At 51.9% G+C, this 19,079-nt stretch carries 18 protein-coding genes; 7 read left to right on the top strand and 11 right to left on the bottom strand.

All coding sequences use genetic code 11. The annotated features are described in order from the left end of the window. Positions 1–59 precede the first annotated feature (59 nt). The 6 genes from ppsR (at position 60) to CKQ54_RS11780 (ending at position 6,061) form a co-directional block, all read left to right on the top strand. Positions 60–881 carry a posphoenolpyruvate synthetase regulatory kinase/phosphorylase PpsR gene (gene ppsR / locus CKQ54_RS11805; protein WP_112287956.1) on the top strand — a complete coding sequence of 274 codons (822 nt, stop codon included), beginning with the start codon at positions 60–62 and terminating at the stop codon, positions 879–881. Between the two features lie 128 nt (positions 882–1,009). Further along, the gene (locus tag CKQ54_RS11800; RefSeq protein ID WP_120161783.1) at positions 1,010–2,056 is read left to right on the top strand and encodes a 3-deoxy-7-phosphoheptulonate synthase; all 1,047 of its coding nucleotides are present in this window, start codon (positions 1,010–1,012) and stop codon (positions 2,054–2,056) included. A gap of 337 nt (positions 2,057–2,393) precedes the next feature. Next, complete coding sequence (locus CKQ54_RS11795; RefSeq protein ID WP_120161782.1) at positions 2,394–3,428, top strand: hemin-degrading factor; 1,035 nt, start codon at positions 2,394–2,396, stop codon at positions 3,426–3,428. Further along, complete coding sequence (locus CKQ54_RS11790) at positions 3,425–4,255, top strand: heme/hemin ABC transporter substrate-binding protein (RefSeq protein WP_120161781.1); 831 nt, start codon at positions 3,425–3,427, stop codon at positions 4,253–4,255. Before CKQ54_RS11795 ends, CKQ54_RS11790 begins: the two co-directional genes overlap by 4 nt. Then, the gene (locus CKQ54_RS11785; RefSeq protein ID WP_167459633.1) at positions 4,252–5,280 is read left to right on the top strand and encodes a FecCD family ABC transporter permease; all 1,029 of its coding nucleotides are present in this window, start codon (positions 4,252–4,254) and stop codon (positions 5,278–5,280) included. Before CKQ54_RS11790 ends, CKQ54_RS11785 begins: the two co-directional genes overlap by 4 nt. Next, on the top strand, positions 5,273–6,061 hold the full coding sequence (locus tag CKQ54_RS11780; RefSeq protein ID WP_120161780.1) for a heme ABC transporter ATP-binding protein: 789 nt from the start codon (positions 5,273–5,275) through the stop codon (positions 6,059–6,061). Before CKQ54_RS11785 ends, CKQ54_RS11780 begins: the two co-directional genes overlap by 8 nt. Before the next feature lie 53 nt (positions 6,062–6,114). Here the strand turns inward: CKQ54_RS11780 and CKQ54_RS11775 are convergent, their stop codons facing one another. Both CKQ54_RS11775 and CKQ54_RS11770 read right to left on the bottom strand, forming a co-directional pair. Beyond that, positions 6,115–7,569 carry a protein adenylyltransferase SelO gene (locus CKQ54_RS11775; protein WP_120161779.1) on the bottom strand — a complete coding sequence of 485 codons (1,455 nt, stop codon included), beginning with the start codon at positions 7,567–7,569 and terminating at the stop codon, positions 6,115–6,117. Positions 7,570–7,693: 124 nt separating this feature from the next. Further along, positions 7,694–8,497, bottom strand: coding sequence for an EAL domain-containing protein (locus CKQ54_RS11770; protein ID WP_244220202.1), 804 nt, complete (start codon positions 8,495–8,497; stop codon positions 7,694–7,696). A gap of 435 nt (positions 8,498–8,932) precedes the next feature. Here CKQ54_RS11770 and CKQ54_RS11765 point away from each other — a divergent pair, with 435 nt between their 5' ends. Beyond that, positions 8,933–9,532, top strand: a complete 600-nt coding sequence (locus tag CKQ54_RS11765) for a GNAT family N-acetyltransferase (protein ID WP_120161777.1) — start codon at positions 8,933–8,935, stop codon at positions 9,530–9,532. Between the two features lie 47 nt (positions 9,533–9,579). Here the strand turns inward: CKQ54_RS11765 and lplA are convergent, their stop codons facing one another. The 9 genes from lplA to arnB form a co-directional block, all read right to left on the bottom strand. Then, on the bottom strand, positions 9,580–10,593 hold the full coding sequence (lplA, locus tag CKQ54_RS11760; protein ID WP_120161776.1) for a lipoate--protein ligase: 1,014 nt from the start codon (positions 10,591–10,593) through the stop codon (positions 9,580–9,582). 95 nt (positions 10,594–10,688) lie between these two features. Beyond that, entirely contained in the window at positions 10,689–11,168 is a 480-nt protein-coding gene (locus tag CKQ54_RS11755) for an NlpC/P60 family protein (RefSeq protein WP_082465713.1), read from the bottom strand. Positions 11,169–11,323: 155 nt separating this feature from the next. Continuing rightward, complete coding sequence (gene arnF, locus CKQ54_RS11750) at positions 11,324–11,713, bottom strand: 4-amino-4-deoxy-L-arabinose-phosphoundecaprenol flippase subunit ArnF (RefSeq protein ID WP_120161775.1); 390 nt, start codon at positions 11,711–11,713, stop codon at positions 11,324–11,326. Continuing rightward, the gene (gene arnE / locus CKQ54_RS11745; protein WP_120161774.1) at positions 11,710–12,042 is read right to left on the bottom strand and encodes a 4-amino-4-deoxy-L-arabinose-phosphoundecaprenol flippase subunit ArnE; all 333 of its coding nucleotides are present in this window, start codon (positions 12,040–12,042) and stop codon (positions 11,710–11,712) included. Before arnE ends, arnF begins: the two co-directional genes overlap by 4 nt. Then, positions 12,039–13,709 (bottom strand): lipid IV(A) 4-amino-4-deoxy-L-arabinosyltransferase, encoded by a 1,671-nt coding sequence (gene arnT, locus CKQ54_RS11740; RefSeq protein WP_120161773.1) that lies wholly within the window; start codon positions 13,707–13,709, stop codon positions 12,039–12,041. The genes arnE and arnT overlap by 4 nt, the downstream gene beginning before the upstream one ends. Continuing rightward, positions 13,709–14,608 (bottom strand): 4-deoxy-4-formamido-L-arabinose-phosphoundecaprenol deformylase, encoded by a 900-nt coding sequence (gene arnD, locus CKQ54_RS11735; RefSeq protein ID WP_120161772.1) that lies wholly within the window; start codon positions 14,606–14,608, stop codon positions 13,709–13,711. The genes arnT and arnD overlap by 1 nt, the downstream gene beginning before the upstream one ends. A 13-nt stretch (positions 14,609–14,621) precedes the next feature. Then, a complete protein-coding gene (arnA, locus tag CKQ54_RS11730; RefSeq protein WP_112287969.1) occupies positions 14,622–16,604 on the bottom strand; it encodes a bifunctional UDP-4-amino-4-deoxy-L-arabinose formyltransferase/UDP-glucuronic acid oxidase ArnA in 1,983 nt (660 codons plus the stop codon). Next, complete coding sequence (gene arnC, locus CKQ54_RS11725; RefSeq protein WP_120161771.1) at positions 16,604–17,584, bottom strand: undecaprenyl-phosphate 4-deoxy-4-formamido-L-arabinose transferase; 981 nt, start codon at positions 17,582–17,584, stop codon at positions 16,604–16,606. Before arnC ends, arnA begins: the two co-directional genes overlap by 1 nt. Beyond that, the gene (gene arnB, locus CKQ54_RS11720) at positions 17,584–18,726 is read right to left on the bottom strand and encodes a UDP-4-amino-4-deoxy-L-arabinose aminotransferase (protein ID WP_120161770.1); all 1,143 of its coding nucleotides are present in this window, start codon (positions 18,724–18,726) and stop codon (positions 17,584–17,586) included. The genes arnC and arnB overlap by 1 nt, the downstream gene beginning before the upstream one ends. Positions 18,727–19,079 lie beyond the last annotated feature (353 nt).

Raw genomic sequence — 19,079 nt, 5'->3', positions numbered from 1 at the left:
AAGCCCCAAAAGATTGGCGCGAATAAATAAAATGAAGTGATTTAATTCAGGAGTCATTTGTGGACAGATGCGTGTTTTACATTTCGGATGGTACTGCGATTACAGCAGAGGTTTTGGGCCATGCAGTGCTTTCACAATTCCCGGTCAATGCGACCACTTACTCGTTACCTTTTGTAGAAAGTGAAGAACGTGCGAGAGCTGTCTGCAAACAGATCAATGAAATTTTTGAGAAAACCGGAGCCCGTCCGCTGGTGTTTTACTCGATTATTTCCCCGAACATCCGCGATATCATTCAGGGCAGTGAAGGATTCTGCCAGGATATAGTGCAGTCGCTGGTGGCGCCTCTGCAAAATGAGCTGGGTGTTGACCCCACGCCCATTGCCAACAGAACGCACGGTCTGACGGCCAGCAACATCACCAAGTACGATGCGCGTATTGCCGCTATTGATTACACGCTGGCACACGACGATGGTATTTCCCTGCGTAATCTCGATCAGGCACAGGTGATTTTACTGGGCGTCTCGCGCTGCGGTAAAACTCCGACCAGCCTGTATCTTGCGCTTCAGTTTGGGATCCGGGCGGCTAACTACCCTTTTACTGCTGACGATATGGACAACATCCAGTTGCCAGCAGCACTAAAACCGCATATGCATAAACTTTTTGGCCTGACGATTGATCCGGAGCGTCTGACCGCTATCCGGCAAGAGCGCGTTGAAAACAGCCGTTATGCCTCCTTACGCCAGTGCAGGATGGAAGTGTCGGAAGTTGAGGCGTTGTTTCGCAAGAACAAAATACGCTATCTCAACAGTACGAATTATTCCGTTGAGGAGATATCAGCGAAGATTATGGACAGCTTCGGTATGAGCCGTCGTATGTTCTGAATCCATTTCCTGATTTGGGTGGCATATCCTGCTGACAGTGGTTGAATTCATCTGTTTTTGGGTTATTGTGATCGACATCACTTCCCGGTATTCCTGCCGCAGAGAAGAAACAAATTTTCGAGAGCACCATGTCACAAACAGATGAACTGCGTACGACGCGCATCGACAGCCTGATTACGCCTCAGGCACTGGCAGACAAATTGCCAATTTCCCCGTCGGTCGCACAACACGTGATGGAATCACGTAAACGGATTGAAAAAATTGTCAGTGGCGAAGATCAGCGCTTGCTGGTTGTCGTTGGTCCTTGTTCTATCCACGATATTGAAGCGGCGATTGATTACGCGGGAAAACTGCGCGTATTACGTGACAAGTATCAGAATCGCCTTGAAATCGTGATGCGCACGTATTTTGAGAAGCCGCGTACCGTTGTCGGCTGGAAAGGATTAATTTCTGATCCTGAGCTTAACGGGTCGTGCCGTGTTAATGACGGTATCGAGCTGGCGCGCAAAGTCCTGCTTGCCGTCAATGAGCTGGGTATTCCGACTGCCACCGAATTTCTGGATATGGTGATCGGACAGTATATCGCTGACCTCATCAGCTGGGGCGCGATAGGCGCACGCACCACAGAAAGCCAGATCCACCGTGAAATGGCGTCAGCACTGTCGTGCCCTGTTGGCTTTAAAAATGGTACCGACGGCAATACGCGTATCGCCATTGATGCCATTCGTTCTTCACGTACCAGCCACATGTTCCTGTCACCGGATAAAAGCGGTCAGATGACTATTTATCGCACCGCAGGCAACCCTTATGGCCACGTGATCATGCGTGGCGGTAAAAAGCCCAACTATCATGCAGAGGATCTGGAGCAGGCTTGCCAGAATCTGGCTGAGTTTGATTTACCACAGCGTCTGGTGGTCGACTTCAGCCACGGTAACTGTCAGAAACAGCACCGCCGTCAGCTGGAAGTAGCAGAAGATATTTGCCAGCAGATCCGCAGTGGTTCTTCAGCGATTGCCGGAATTATGGCGGAAAGTTTCCTGATTGAAGGCACTCAGGCGATTCATCCTGGTAAGCCGCTGGTTTACGGCAAATCAGTGACTGACCCTTGCCTGAGCTGGGAAGATACTGAAACCCTGTTGTCGATGCTGGCTGAGGCCACTGACAGCCGGTTCTGATCACTTTCTGGCAACCTTTCAAAGGGCAACTTCGTTGCCCTTTTTTATGCCTGCGGTTCGCCGCGCCTTCCTGCCCCCTGCGCTTTTCACTCTGTAAATACTGCACTATCCCTCTCACATTAAAGGGTTACCTGGCAAAAATTACATTCCATCAACAAAAATTTTCTTGATGTGTTCTTGCAATGATTTGATAATGATTATCAAATTGATATTAATTCCCATTACCAAGTATAAGTTAACGGGCTACTGACCCGAGTTTTATTACAAATCATTCACATAACATCGCGAGTTTTTACCAGCCAGCGGGCGGGTGACTTAGGCTAACGAGGAGACGGCAATGCATTCAGTTCACTATCAGGATTATTTACAGGCTAAAGACGCGAACCCGGGTAAATATGCCCGCGATCTGGCGGAAATTTTGGGTATCAGTGAGGCAGAATTAACTGCATTACGTGTTTCCCATGATGCCGCACGACTTGATGTTGATGCCCGCACATTGCTGGCTGCTCTGGAAAATGTCGGTGGAACAAAATCGATTACCCGCAACGATTTTGCCGTTCATGAACAACAAGGTCGTTATGAAAACCAGCATCTGAGTGGTCATGCTGGCCTGATTCTGAACCCGCGCGCGCTGGATTTGCGCCTGTTCCTGCAACACTGGCAGCATATTTTCAGTATGTCTGAAACCACGGCTCGTGGCGTTCGCCACAGTATTCAGTTTTTTGATGCTCACGGCGATGCAGTGCATAAAGTCTATAACACCGATGAAACCGATATGGCGGCTTGGGACGCGCTGATTGCGCAGTACAAAACCGACGTCAATCCGCCATTGCAGATTGAAGCTGCGCCATCGACTCCGGCCCGGAAAGCGGCTGATGCCAGTGCTATCGATGCAGACTGGCGCGCTATGACTGACGTTCATCAGTTCTTCCAGTTGCTGAAACGCCATGACATCACCCGTCAGCAGGCCTTTGAAGCAGTCGGCGATGACCTGGCATGGCGCGTGGAAAATGGTTCCCTGACCCGTTTGCTGAATATCGCCAAAGAAGACCAAAACGAAATTATGATTTTCGTGGGCAACCGTGGCTGTGTGCAGATCTTCACCGGCCAGATTGAAAAAGTGATGCCACACGGTGAGTGGATCAACGTGTTCAATGAACGCTTCACGCTGCATCTGGTGGAAAGCGCCATCACACAAAGCTGGATAACCCGTAAGCCAACCAAAGACGGTTTCGTCACCAGTCTGGAATTGTTTGCTGCCGATGGTACTCAGATTGCCCAGCTTTACGGACAGCGTACCGAAGGCACGCCGGAACAGACTCAGTGGCGCGAGCAGCTGGCACAACTCAGTGGCGAAGGCGTTGCAGCATGAGACTCTCTCTGAAAGCCCTGTTCGCTGCCAGCACTTTGCTGGCAGCACCTTTGCTACATGCGGCTGAAAAACTGGTCACTATCGGCGGAGATGTCACTGAAATTGTTTACGCCCTCGGCGCTGGCAATGAACTGGTGGCGCGAGACAGCACCAGTCTGCGTCCGAAGGCAGTTCTGGCGCTGCCGGATGTGGGTTATATGCGCCAGCTGAATACCGAAGGCATTTTATCAATGCATCCTTCAATGGTACTGAGCAGTGAACTGGCAGAGCCTTCGCTGGTGTTGCAACAGTTATCACAAAATGGCGTGAAAGTTGTCCGTGTGCCGGGTACCCCTTCTATCAATACCGTTCCTGAGAAAATTGAAGTAATCGCCGCGGCCCTCAACCGTCAGGCTGAAGGGGAGAAACTGATCACCACTTATCGTTCACAGCTTTCGGCCATACGTCATGATGCGCTGCCGGTGAAAATGTTGTTTGTGATGAGCCACGGTGGCATGTCTTCTATGGCGGCGGGACAAAATACTGCGGCAGATGCGATGATCACCTCCGTTGGCGCAAAAAATGCCATGCAGGGATTCAGCCGCTACCGCCCGCTTTCTCAGGAAGGGGTGATTGCAAGTGCGCCGGATATTCTTCTGCTGACCGCAGACGGTGTCAAAACGCTCGGCGGGCTGGATCAGGTGTGGAAATTACCGGGTGTAGCGATGACGCCTGCGGGCAAGAACAAACGCGTTTTAGTGCTGGATGATATGTCGCTGCTGGGCTTTGGTCTGCAAACTCCGGCCGTGATGGCGCAACTTCGTCAGGCGGCGGAACAAGCGAAATGAGCAGCATGAGCCCCCCAATGCCATCACGACGCCGCTCGCCGGTTTGGGCGCTGATCGGACTCGGCGGTGCTCTGCTGGTACTGGCTATTCTGGCGGCCAATACCGGCGCGATGGCATTGTCGCTCAGGACGTTAATTTCGCGTCCTTTTGACGATGACCTTTGGCAGGTCTGGCTGAGCATACGCTTGCCAAGAGTGTTACTGGCTGTGGTGGTCGGCTGTGCGCTCGCCAGCTCCGGTACGGTAATGCAGGGGCTTTTTCGCAATCCCCTCGCAGATCCTGGACTGCTTGGGATCAGCAGCGGTGCAGCGCTGGCGGTTGCACTGACGATTGTCATGCCGCTCGCCCTGCCGCCGCTTCTGGCTCTCTACAGCCATATGATCAGCGCCTTCTTCGGCAGTCTGGCGATTTCAGCTATTGTCTTCACCCTGAGCCGTTTCGGGCATGGCGGGTTATCGCGTTTATTACTGGCGGGGATCGCCATCAATGCACTGTGCGGCGCAGCCGTAGGCGTGCTGACTTATGTCAGTGATGATCAGCAGTTGCGTCAGTTCTCGCTCTGGAGCATGGGCAGTCTGGGACAAGCACAATGGCCGACACTGGCCGTTGCTTCTTCGCTGATCCTGCCTGCCTGCATTGCCGCGTTGTTCATGGCACGCCGTCTGAACATTCTGCAACTGGGGGAGGAAGATGCGCATTATCTGGGCGTGAATGTCCGCCGTACCCAGTTGCAGTTGTTGCTGCTGAGCGCATTGCTGGTCGGTGCCGCGGTGGCGGTTTCGGGCGTTATCGGTTTTATCGGGCTGGTTATCCCGCATCTTTTACGAATGCGTATTGGTGCCGATCACCGCTGGCTGTTGCCCGGTTCAGCCATGGCCGGAGCCTGCCTGTTATTACTGGCGGACACGCTCGCGCGTACACTGGTTGCCCCCGCAGAAATGCCGGTGGGACTGCTGACCAGTTTGATCGGCGGTCCGTATTTTCTCTGGCTGATCCTGCGTCCGGGAGTGCCACGCAATGTCTGATATTTCCTCATTTATGATGGCTGAAAACCTGACGTATTCTGTCAACGGCCGGCGTTTGATTGATGACGTTTCGATGAGTCTGGAAAGCGGCGAGATGGTGGCGCTGATCGGGCCAAACGGTGCCGGTAAATCGACCCTGATGCGGATGTTGACCGGTTATCTGTCACCCCAGTCGGGACAATGTTCGATGATGGGCAAACCGCTGAACGACTGGCAGCCACAAGAACTGGCACGCACACGTGCGGTAATGCGCCAGAACAGTACGCTGGCTTTCGGATTTAGTGTCCGCGAAGTGCTGACACTTGGGCGTTCGCCCCACGGCCAGCAAAATATGCAGCGCGCGCTGGCAGAGGTGATGGCGCAGACAGGCTGTCTGAATCTGGCTGAGCGAGACTATCGCCAGCTATCCGGCGGCGAACAACAGCGCGTTCAGCTGGCACGGGTATTAATCCAGTTGTGGCAACCTGAGCCTGCCCCGCGCTGGCTGTTTCTGGATGAACCGACTTCAGCGCTCGATTTATATCATCAGCAACATGCGCTGCGCCTGTTACGTCATCTGACCCAACAGACACCGCTTGCCGTGTGTTGTGTCCTGCACGATCTAAATCTTGCCGCATTGTATGCCGACCGGATTATCTTGCTGCACAGCGGGAAAGTGGTCGCCAGCGGGACACCAGCTCAGGTGCTGAGCGAAGAAACCCTGAGTCGCTGGTATCAGGCCGATGTAAACGTCTGTCCGCATCCGGACACCGCGTTGCCTCAGGTTTTCCTGCGCCAGTAAGTGCCCTGCAGAAAGGAAAAAGCCACAAGGCATGTTGCTTTGTGGCTTTTTTGTCAGCTCGAGCAGGATATTTCCAGATGCTTTCCCCAGTCCGGCGGCAGTGCCGCCATCGCGTCATATTGCGGCGCGTCACTGTATGGATCGCGCAACGCCTGATGCAGTTGAGTCAGCACACTGATGTCATCTTTTTCGGCACGTTCAATGGCCTGCTGCGCCAGGTAATTCCTTAATATAATTCTCGGATTACACTGTTTCATCGCGTCCTGGCGCGTCGCGTCAGCCACTTCCTCCGTCAGCAGACGCTGGCGATAAGCCTGATACCAGCTGTCGAAAGCCTCACGATCAATAAATTCATCCCGCAGCGGCGAGCGGGCCTGTTGTTGCTCAGTATGACTTAACAACCTGAAGGTTTGAGTGAAGTCCCTGCCCTCTTTCGCCATCAGGCTCAGCAGACCGGTCAGCAGGTCGTTGTCCTGTTTATTCTCGGTAAAGAAGCCCAGCTTTCCTCGCATCAGTGTACCGTACGCTTTCATCAGCGCCGGTTCATACTCACCGAGCGCCGCCTGTAACTGTTCCGTAGTCATCAGACCGGACAGCGTCTGCGCCAACCGGTGTAGATTCCAGTAGGCTACGGCAGGTTGATTATCGTAGCTGTAACGCCCCTGATGGTCAGAATGATTACAGATGTAACCCGGCTGATAATCATCCAGAAAGCCGAACGGACCATAGTCGATAGTCAGCCCGAGAATAGACATATTGTCGGTATTCATCACACCATGAGCGAATCCAACGCTTTGCCATTGCGCCATCAAACTGGCGGTGCGTTCCACCACTTCCGTAAACCAGCGCTGATAACGCAAAGATTCAACCGGTTCACTTTCCAGCAATTCCGGCCAATGATGAGCAATGACATAATCTGCCAGTTGCTTCACCTGTTCCGGCTGTTTACGGTAATAGAAATGCTCGAAATGCCCGAAACGAATATGGCTTTCAGCCACGCGGATCAGCATCGCACCGCGCTCCGGCTGTTCGCGAAATACAGGCTCATCGCTTGTTGCAATCGTCAATGCGCGGGTGGTTGGAATCGATAAATGATGCAGCGCTTCTGAAGCCAGAAACTCACGGACGACGGACCGTAATACTGCGCGACCATCACCCATGCGCGAATACGGCGTCAGTCCGGCGCCCTTCAGGTGCCAGTCAAAACGCTTTCCGCCAGGCAAAACCTGTTCGCCAAGCAGAATGCCACGCCCGTCACCCAGCTGCCCAGCCCAGACACCAAACTGATGCCCGCTGTAGACCTGCGCCAAAGGCTGCATGCCCGGAAAGAATTTCTCACCGCACCAGTATTCGCGGTGGTCAGCGCCGAAAAGAGATTCATCCAGCCCCAGCGCCTGCGCCAGCGACTCGCTATGGTAAAGCAGACGCGCACCTTTTAGTGGCGTCGGTTGCAGCGCGGTGTAAAAACCGGGCAGTTGGTCTGCATAATGGTGTTCGAATTGTGGCATAAATCCCCCTTTTCTTTAGTGTAGGTCTGCTCCGTCGTGATTAACACGGAGTAAATGCAGGGAGATTACCGACGCCCGGGATGAAAAATCCCGATACAGCAGGTGCTGACCGGGATCCTGAATATCAAGACGGCAGTGACGATGAGTGAAATTGAACAGGCCGGTTAAGCAGGCTGTCCATCTCAGCGGGATCAACGCCTGGCCACAACAGGCCTTTTACGCCCTTTATATCCTTTTTATGCAATGCATCGAAATACTCCTGACTGTCCAGCCCGTCCACCACAATATTGCGGCAAAAACGGTTTACATTGCGGATTAATGCCGGCATCACGATCGTAAAATGTTCACCCTCATAAAGTTGCCAGAAGAGGTTTTTATCCAGTTTCACCCACTGAAAAAGATGGTCGAAAATCGGCGCCATCGTAATATTCCCGGAGCCAAAGTTCTCCAGCCACAAGGTAAAATCTTGCTTCAGTGTGACCAGTTGGTTGTTGTTTCTGCCCTGAGAAAGCTGCGGAAATGATTCACTCAGATTGAGATGAATAAAAGGGTGTGCTTTAAAAGCCTCACGGAGATTTTCATCCGCGAGTAATAAAGCCACCTGCTTTTCTTCAACACTGATATTCAAAATAACCTGATTATCGTTAAACCATTGGGCATGCTGATCCGCCCAGACTTGCTGTTCATTGAGAAAACGCAGTAATTGCGGTGGTGTGAGAAGGTTTAACACCAGTTCTGTGGGCATAACCAGCTTGCTGTCTGCACTGGAAAAGCGGCAAATTAATTCTACGGCAAGCAATTTCCCTTCAATGGTGTAGACCGGCTGACACAGATAGCTACTGTTAAAGGCCGTATCGAATTGTATTTTCATTTTTATCCAAAACATCAACGGCACTGCTAATTGATTAATAACCTTTTTGACTATCAATCAGATCATAAAGATGCCGGAGCCCCGAGGCGTAACCGAAACGTCAGAGAAATTGATATCAAGAAAGAGCCAGCCCGGTTATCAGTAAAAAGCGACCAGGGTGCTGATAACTGCGTAATAAAGCGTTGCAAGATGTGATTCCCCTTTCTCACCTTCTAATTTGAGGGGTATGTCAGTCAATACAGGGGGTTCAGACTAATCTTATCGTCAGCAGGGAAAACACGCAACGTGCAGCGTGAGCGCTATCAGACATATTTAGACAAATTAACGGTCACTCATTGCGCTATTGTCCGGGGGGAGTCGTATTCAAATATTTTAGTTAATGGTTATAGTGTCTTAAGAGATATGGCGCAAGCCATCCGCCTGCAATTGAAGTATCTACTCCAGACTCTGTCACTCCTCTAATCCAGTAAAAAAACCAGAGGTTATTATAAAATGTCAGTCGCGTTATGGTTAAAAGAAACGGTTCTGAAAAACCGTACAATCAGTTTGCATCCCTTACGTCATGACCATGCAGATGCACTGGCTGAAGCCGCTGCCGATGGCGAATTATGGGAGCTGTGGTTTACCTCCGTCCCGCGCCCGGATACGGTTGGAAAGTATATTGATGATGCCCTGAGTGAACAGGCGGCAGGACGCGCTTTGCCGTTCGTTGTTGTCCATAACGAAACCCGGAAAGTCATCGGCACGACGCGATTTTCCAACGCCGATGTAAAAAATCACCGGCTGGAAATTGGGTTTACCTGGTATGCGCAACGTTTCCAGCGAACCTCTGTGAATACCGAATGTAAGGCACTGATGCTGGAGTATGCGTTTGAACAACTTCAGGCGATTGCCGTCGAATTCAGGACTCACTGGCATAATCATAAATCACGTGCAGCAATTACCCGCCTGGGGGCTAAACAGGATGGCGTCTTACGCAATCACAGCAAAAATGCTGACGGCAGCTATCGTGACACCGTGGTGTTTTCCATCATTGACCATGAATGGCTGATGGTGAAGAGAAGCCTGCAACACAAGCTGAGCCGTGGCTGAAATACGTCCCGGAAACGCACAAGAAGGGCCATCTCCGGGATTCAAACCTACTGAATACAACGCACCAGCCAGGATTGCAGTTCGGTCAGTTCTGCCCGCATCGCGGGATTCTGCTCAATGATTTCCTGGCCGGTTTGCCCCACATCCTGCGCATGATAGCGCGTACCGACCAGCGCATCGGCTAAGGCCAGTAACGGCGCAGGGTTCAGGCTGTCTGTGAAAATCTGCGCCCGGCTGATACTGCCTTTTTCAACGTCAAAGTGAATATCCACGCCGCCCCAGACAAAACGCTCGTTCAGCAGATGGCTGAACGCCGGTGCCTTGCCAAAATTCCATTCCCAGCTGCTTTGTTTAGCAAACCGCTCCGCGAAGCCCGGAATATCAGGGAAGACATCCGGTGAGATGATTTCCGGTTCCACACTTGACCCGTACCAGTCAAAGAAAGCGGCAGTAACGGCTTCGCAAATCTGCTCGTGGTTGATGTCCGGTACAAATTCACTAAGATTCGCCACCCTTGAGCGCACTGACGTAATTCCCTTCGCCTGCAGCTTTTTGACATCAGGATTGAGATAGTTTGCCAGACGGCTCAGATCAGCGTTAAGCAGCAATGTGCCGTGGTGAAACCCGCGATCTGCTGTTTCACGGTAAGCGGACCCCGAGATTTTCCGCTCCCCTTCTGCGGTCTGAACCACCAGATCGTTGCGACCGGAAGCGCTGGCATCTATCCCCAAACGTTTTAAGGCATCGAGGATAATGTTGGTCGAGACACTTTTATCATATTCCGGTTTGCCTGCCATAAACGTAAAGCAGGTATTGCCCAGATCATGAAACACCGCACCACCGCCGCTGCTGCGGCGCGCCAGGCGAATGCCGTCTTCTTCCATTCTCCGGGTATTACATTCTTTCCAGGGATTTTGCGCCTGCCCGATCACCACCGTTTCGGCATTCCGCCAGAGGAATAACACCCGCTGAGTGGTCATTTCGCGGAAAATGCAATCTTCTACGGCAAGGTTGAACCAGGGATCGTAAGAATCGGAAAGTAACAGTCTGAGAGGTTTCATCGCATATTCATCCTGAATGAGTCTGCTCTGATAATAACAGCAAAAAACAGGATGAAATACGCAGTGAAATCAGGGGGAATGGGTTTTATACCGTATCAGATACGACGAGCCTGCCAGTACACTTTGCGCCAGTAGACGTTATCGAGCGAAGAACGCGTGACGCCCTGACTGGTTGAGGCGTGAATAAACTGGTCTGCGGTATCGTAAATCCCGACGTGCAAGCCGTTCTCCCCGCTGCCGGTTTTAAAGAAAACCAGATCGCCGGGAAGCAGTTCATCACGGGAAACTTTTGTGCCAATTTTCGTTTGATCGGCCGTCGTTCTTGGCAAAACTACACCAAAACGATCGCGATAAGTACGAAAAACAAAGCCCGAGCAATCCACGCCGCTGGGTTGTAAACCGCCATAGCGATAAGGCGCACCGTGCCATTGACTGAGCTGGTCATTTAGCTCGGCAACCACGGTAATAGAATCAGCAAACCGGCCACTTGGCGGTGGCGCGTGGCTGCTGCAACCGTTAAGAATTAACGCGGCAACAGCCAGCAGGGAATACATGGATACGGACGACCAGCGCATAGTGCATTCCTTCCTCAATAGCGTCACGGCATCACCGGAACACGAGGGTTTGCGCGGGCCGGATAAGTCGCCGTTATCTAAGAACTAATAGAATTTAGCGCTATTTTATCCGTCATCCAATCTTTTGTGATGATTTTTATCGTTTCAGAATAAATTCATTGAGACTTTTTGACAGGTTTACTGTGGATCAGGCAAACACCGGACAAGATAAGTAAACCGCCCAGCGTTTTGGTTAAGCTGATGCTTTCATTGAACCAGGGCAAGGTGACCGCCGCGATATACACCAGCGCATAACTCAGACTCAGCAAGGTATAAGCGCGGTTGAGCGGCAGATGCCGTAAGGCAAAGAACCAGCAGCCCATCGAGAATACATACCCGCATAACCCCAAAAACACGGCAGTCAGTGCGCTTAAATGGCTAAGAATAAACGAGGTGTCAATGGCAGACAGAGCAATCCACGGGATCTGCACCATCCCCCATTTCATCAGCAACTGCGCTGCTGTTACCAGTAAGACGCTGCCCCCGCCCCACAAATAGCCTTTCATAAGCTGACACTCATCAGTGCAATCCCTGACATGATTAACGCGACGCCACACCAGTGGCGCCCGTCGACGTGTTCATGGAAAAACCAGCGGGCACACAATGTGATCAGGACGAAATTCAGACTGAGCATCGGATACGCCAGACTCAGCGGCAGCAGTTGTAACACCCGCAGCCACAAGAGCATGCCGATGCCAAGCAAAAGCACCGCCAGCCCGAGCCAGCGCAGAACGCACGCCATACCGTCAGCGGACACCTGAGCGGCCTGCTTCTGACAAAGCTGGCCGGCACAGGTGATCACACTGACTGCCAGCACCAGAAGGAATCCGGTCATGGCAGTTTTTTGTAGAACAGTATCGCCTGACGATCAAACTTCACTGTTTGGTCAGCAGCCGGCATTGTTGATTTCACATGCGCATTGCGGTCAAGTCTGAGGATCACAGAAACATTTCCTTCCTGACGGGCTTTCTGCAGCCATGCCGGGAAGCCAGCCGCATCAATAAAGTTATCTTTAGCATCAGGATAACTTAATCCGTATTGCAGCTCGCCTTTTTCATCAAACATCAGAATATCACTGCGCTTCAGCGACCAGGCAACCGCAGTGGCTACGCCGACATTATCTGCCAGGATAAAACGGCTGTCCTGCAACAGGTCGTTGTGCTGTTGTAAAAAGTCCTGAGGTTGTTTTGAATCTATAATTTTCTGCGGCATAGCCTGCCCGACCAGCAGCGCCAATACCAGCGGACAGATAGCGCCCCAGTACCAACGTTTTTTCACATCGGTCAGTGACATTGCCCCTGCCAGCGCCCACACGGCAAAACAGAGAATACCAATCAGAGCGCGGGGCATCTCCGTACGGGTAAAGACCGCTTTAACGTGGAGCGGCAGAATGCCGGATATCACCAGTACGGCGACCGCCATCAGAACACCAAAAATGATGTTAATGACGCCATTCGCTTTCAGTGCGCGTAACTTCCCTGACTGACGGATTTGTTCAAGATGATCGGCCATCAGCAAGGCAACCGGCGCTATGCACGGCAGAATGTAAGTCGGCAGTTTTCCTTTGGCGATGCTGAAGAAGATCAGCGGCATAATCGCCCAGCTCAGCAGGAAGAACAGCTCCGGGCGCATGACGCGCTGAGTCCAGCCCTCGCGCAGTGCTCCCGGCAACAGACCGAGCCACGGCAGAACGCCCAGACAGAGCACAGGCAAATAGAACCAGAACGGCGCTTTATGTTGGGCATCCGATTCTGCAAATCGCTGAATATGCTCGACCCAGAAGAAGTAATTCCAGAAATCAGGTTCATGCCGCGCAATCGCCAGCACCCACGGCAGACTGAGAACCACAGCACTGAGAATCGCCAGCGGTCCCCAGCCAAACAGGGTTTTGAAACGCTTTTCACGCCAGACAATCGGCAGAACTGCAATCACCGGCAGCGCCAGCGCCAGAAACCCTTTGGTCATAAAGCCCATACCGCAGGCCAGTCCAAGCGCTATCCAGCTCATGGCTTTTTGCGGTGTACGCGAAACCCGCAGGCAGAACCAGGTCGCCACCATAGCCGCAGTCATCCAAAGCGTGATCATCGGATCAAGAACGCTGTAGGTACCGATACTGAACACCAGCAGGGTGGAAAGGTAGATCAACACGGCAGTGTAAGCGGTCTGACGATTACGCCACATCAGATTTGCCAGCCAGAACACCAGAATGGCGCTCAGCATAGTGCTGAATACTGAACCAAAACGCACCGCAAAGTTGCTTTCACCGAAAATCATCTGGCTGATATTGTTAAACCAGTAACCTGCCACCGGTTTTTCAAAATAGCGCAATCCGAGCAGATGAGGCACAACCCAGTCGCCGCGCTGAAGCATTTCGCGGCTGATTTCGGCATATCGGGTTTCATCAGGTTGCCATAACAGGCGGGTATTAAGAGGAACAAGGTAAACGAGCGCGAAGAACACCAGGATCATGGTGCTCCATACGCCTTTAATTGTTTTCGACATCAGGAGAAACCTTCTTGCTGACAGCCTAACCAACCTTCCCGACCCGGGAAACTGGCGCGAACCACTTTGCCTTTTGGCAACGTACTGAGATCTTGCGGCAGTAACTCGCCCAGCGCGCAAAACCGGATACCCTGTGCAGCAGCACGGGTCAGTAACTCGTCAAATTGCGTTGCCAGCGACATTCCTTCAACTTCAGCGTGGATGGTATACACCGGCACGCCGGTATCCTTGGCGATAGCATCAAGAATAAAATCGTTGAAGTTATCCGCCGTAATTTCGCCGCCCGCCACTTCATCGTAAGTCGGCAGCGTCACCGGAATTTGTACGGTTCCCGGGGATCCATTTTCCAGAACCGGCAGGAAAGGATGGGTTCCGCGGCAATCACTGTTGTAATAGAAATGAAAGCGCTCTTTCACTTCTATGACGCGTTCATCCGCACGCCAGCCTGCCACTGCCGAACATTCGACGTCATGACCCAGGCTTTTTTCCAGTGCATCCAGCCCCAGCCGGATTTGTTCTTCCAGCTGTTTCTCTGACCATTTCCCGACTTTCGCCTGCCAGCCCTGATGATCCCAGGCGTGCAGTCCGACTTCGTGGCCCCGTTTTGCGGTTTCTTTCATCAGATACCCGAGGTCACGGGCGATGGGTTTACCCGGCCAGGCGGTACCCGCCAGCAGGATATCCCAGCCATAAAGGGAGGCCGCGTTAGAGCGCAGCATTTTCCACAGAAAGCGCGGTTTTAGCAGGCGCCACAAGTGGCGCCCCATGTTATCCGGGCCAACGCTGAAGAAGAAACTGGCGGTAATTTTATGTTTTGCAAGGGTTTGCAGAAGCTGAGGGACACCCTCCCGGGTGCCGCTCCAGGTATCCACATCAATGCGCAGACCCACTTTCTTCATGTCTGGCACCGTATCAGGCTTTGTCAGCGTCAGTGTTTACAGAACGCAGGAAGAAATCCAGCGTGTCGGCGACGGTTTTATCCATGCCAATTTCAGGTTTCCAGTCCAGCAGACGACGGGCATTTTTGATGCTCGGCGTACGGTGCTCAACGTCCTGGTAGCCTTTACCGTAGTAAGTGCTGCTTTCGACCAGATTGAAACCGGCAAACGGCGGGAACTGGGCGCGAAGCGGGTGTGCCTCAAAGCTTTTGAGTAGCATTTCTGCCAGCTGACGGATGCTTGCTTCGTTCGTCGGGTTACCGATGTTGATGATCTGACCGTCACACAAGTTGTCGCGGTTCTCGATGATGCGGAACAACGCTTCGATACCGTCGTTGATGTCGGTGAAGCAACGTTTCTGCTCGCCGCCATCGACCAGTTTGATCGGTGAACCTTCGACCAGATTCAGGATCAGCTGAGTGATCGCACGGGAGCTGCCGATACGCGCAGCATCCAGGTTATCCAGACGTGGCCCCATCCAGTTAAACGGACGGAACAGTGTGAATTTCAGGCCTTCTTTCGCGCCATATGCCCAAATAACACGGTCGAGCAGCTGTTTAGAAACAGAGTAAATCCAGCGCTGTTTGTTAATCGGGCCAACGATCAGACGGGAATGGTCCTCATCGAATTCTTTGTCATCACACATACCGTAAACTTCAGAGGTCGACGGGAAGATGATGCGTTTTTTGTATTTCACACAGTCGCGAACGATTTTCAGGTTTTCTTCGAAATCCAGTTCGAACACACGCAGCGGGTTACGGGTATATTCAATTGGCGTGGCGATAGCCACCAGCGGCAGAACGACATCACATTTTTTAATGTGATATTCGATCCACTCAGAATGGATGCTGATATCGCCTTCAACGAAGTGGAAATGCGGGTTATCCATGAAGCGGCTGACCGCGTCAGAGCTGATATCCAGACCATAAATTTCATAACGGTCTTCACGCAGCAGGCGTTCACTCAGGTGGTTACCGATGAAACCGTTCACACCCAGAATCAGCACGCGTGTACGACGCTTCATGACGGCGGTTGGCAATGTCGCCACGCGCATATCCGGCATGATACCCAGCTCAAGCGCCAGACGGGAACCCTGAACATACAGGCCGTTTTCACTCTGCCCTGCCAGAATTTCCAGTGCGCCTTCGCCACAGGCGATAGTCAGCGGATCAGAAGAAAGTACGGTGCCTGGTTGTTTGTCATGCTGAGTATCCAGCGGACGGGCGCGCCAGACGGTCAGTTTACGCTGACCCAGATAAGAGAATGCACCCGGGTATGGTTCGGTCACCGCACGGATCAGGTTGTTAATTTCAGTGGCAGATTTATGCCAGTGAATTTCACCATCAGCAGCAGTGCGACGGCCAAAGTAGCTTGCCTGAGACTCGTCTTGCGGAGTCAGCGTGATCTTACCGGCTTTCATTTCCGGCAGAACATCTGTCAGAAGCGCTTTAGCGGCATCACGGACTTTAGCGTGTAATTTCAGTGCAGTGTCATCGGCAGCGATGGCGACTTTACGCTGCCCCACGATATCACCCGCATCAGGCCGTTTAACCATTTTATGCAGGGTAACGCCGGTTTCGGTTTCGCCATTCAGCAGCGCCCAGTTAACCGGTGCGCGACCACGGTAGCGTGGCAGTAATGAACCATGCAGATTAAAACCGCCGCGTGGCGCCAGAGATAAAATCTCTTCGCTCAGCATGTTGCGATAGTAGAAAGAGAAAATGACATCAGGCTGTAAAGCACGGATGCGGTCGACCCACAATGGATGGTTAACATCTTCCGGGGCATAAACCGGCAGATTCAGTTCAGCACCCTGACGGGCAACAGATGAAAAGAACTGGTTTTCATTCGGGGCATCGGTATGCGTAAAGACTGCCTGTACGTCATAACCGGCATCAACCAGAGCCTGTAAACCAACACAACCAATATCATGGTAGGCAAATACAATCGCTTTCATCACTCTTCTTCCTGACTGTTATCTTCGGAACGAACGCCGACGACTTTTTGAACAAAATAACGGGGACGCGCACGGACATCATTGTAGATACGCCCGATGTATTCACCGAGTAACCCCATGCCCACAAACTGCGCACCGATAAACATGAATAACAATGCAAATAACGTAAATACGCCGTCCGCAGCCCAGGCAGGACCGTTGATGAGGCGCATTAAAATCAGAAACACCGCCAGCACAAAACCGAAAATGGCGATCGCGCTGCCCACCACACTAAGCATTCTCAGCGGCGTCGTTGTCAGGCAGGTGATTAGGTCATACATCAGGTTGATGAGTTTCATCAGGCTGTATTTGGAATCACCGAATTCGCGCTCAGAATGCTGAACCGGGATTTCAATCGTTTTGCGCGCGAAGGTGTTTGCCAGAATCGGGATAAAGGTACTGCGCTCATGGCAATGCAGCATGGCTTCGATAATATGGCGGCGGTAGGCACGTAACATGCAACCGTAATCGCCCATCGATTTGCCGGTAGCGCGCTGGATCATCATGTTGATCATTTTCGAGGCTGATTTACGGAACCAGGAATCGCGGCGGTTTGCACGTACCGTGCCGACAACGTCATAGCCTTCATCGGCCGTGGCGACCAGACGCGGGATTTCTTCCGGTGGATTTTGCAGGTCAGCATCAAGCGTAATGACCAGATCACCCGTCACATGGCTAAAACCGGCCATAATGGCGGAATGCTGGCCGTAATTACGGTTGAGCAAAACGGCAATAACATGGCTGTCCGGTTGTTCTGCAGCGGCAGCGAGCATGTCACCGGAGCTGTCAGAACTGCCGTCATCCACAAGAATGATTTCGTACTGTTGGGTTAATTGCTTACAGGCTGCCTGCGTACGAGATAACAACGCCGGCAAGCTTTCTTCTTCGTTGTAGACCGGGATAACCACCGAGACTTTACGGATTGGTACGTATTGCGCCACTACTGCGCCTCCAGAAGGGAAAAAAGAGCCGCGACAACACGGTCCACATCACTGTCCTGCATATCAGGGAACAGTGGCAGGCTGCACAAACGTGCCGAATTCCATTCGCTGTTTGGCAGGCTCAGATGCGGATAACGCTCGCGGTAATATTTTTGAGTATGAGCTGCGCGGAAATGCAAACCAGTTCCGATCCCCTGCTCTTTCAGGCGTTCCATCAGAGCGTCACGGCTGATACCGCAACGTTCTTCATCCACGCGGATCATGAATAAGTGCCACGCATGAAGGTGCGGGTAAGCCGGTACATTCATTGGCAAATAAGGTGAGCCCTGTAATTTATCCAGATATCGCTGTGCCAGTTCGGTACGGCGCGCATTGATCTCATGCAGGCGTTTAAGCTGGACGACGGCAATAGAAGCGTGAATATCGGAAAGATTGTATTTAAAACCGGGCTCGACAACCTCAGCCTGGGGTTTGCGCCCCAGTACCTGACGGTCAAATGCATCAACGGCCAGACCGTGGAATTTCAACGCGCGGACTTTATTCGCCAGCTCATCGTCATCCGTGGCTATCAGGCCACCTTCGGCGCAGGTCATATTTTTGATGGCGTGGAAGGAGAAGATTGCCGTTCCCTGCGCGCCAATCCAGCGGTCACGGTAACGGGTACCTGCCGCGTGCGCAGCATCTTCCACCACCGGAATACCGTGTTCATTGGCGACAGCGTAAATCGGGTCAAGGTCTAAAGGCGCGCCCGCGTAATGCACCGGGATAATCGCTTTAGTTTTCGGCGTGATGGCGGCAGCGATGGATTCTGCACTTACCATCAGGGTGTCCGGGTCAACATCGATCATGACCGGCTCTGCACCCAGCAGAACAATCATATTGAGGGTCGAAACCCAGGTCTGGGAAGGGGTAATCACTTCATCGCCGGGGCCTATGCCCAGCGCCATCAACGTAACATGCATGCCACCGGTTGCGGAACTGACTGCGATAGCATGTTTACAACCGAAAGCGGCAGAGAAATCCTGTTCCAGCTGGTTTGTTTGCGGTCCGGTGGTTATCCACCCTGAGCGCAAAACCTGCCCCACAGCCGCAATCTCTTCTTCGCCCATAGACGGACGGGAGAAAGGCAAAAAGTTTTCCATTACGCTATCCCGAAAGGTAATTAATTGATACCAACTTTAGACCGCATTTATTTAACAACAGGTAAACACTGTCATGAATTTATGAATCTTATGATGTCGGTTTAATCTTAATTTAACCTTAAGGATTTTCCAGTTTAGTGAAGCTAAATAGAAACTAAACCAGAAGAAAAGAAATTATCTTAATACCAAAAAACGCCTTGAAAACAATGCATTGAATTGTATTTAATGTAATACTAAAAAATGAACTTTATTTAGAAATAGAAAACACTGTTCTTTTTATGAACAGAAAATGGGCATTCAAAAACCTAACAGCTGATAATAAAATAGTTACCACGCTATTGATAAAGTAATAC

It is taken from the genome of Rahnella variigena (genome assembly GCF_003610915.1).
In the GTDB taxonomy this organism is placed as follows: domain Bacteria; phylum Pseudomonadota; class Gammaproteobacteria; order Enterobacterales; family Enterobacteriaceae; genus Rahnella; species Rahnella variigena.
The sequence above is the reverse complement of the archived record's forward strand: the minus strand, read 5'-3'. Positions and strand labels throughout refer to the sequence as shown.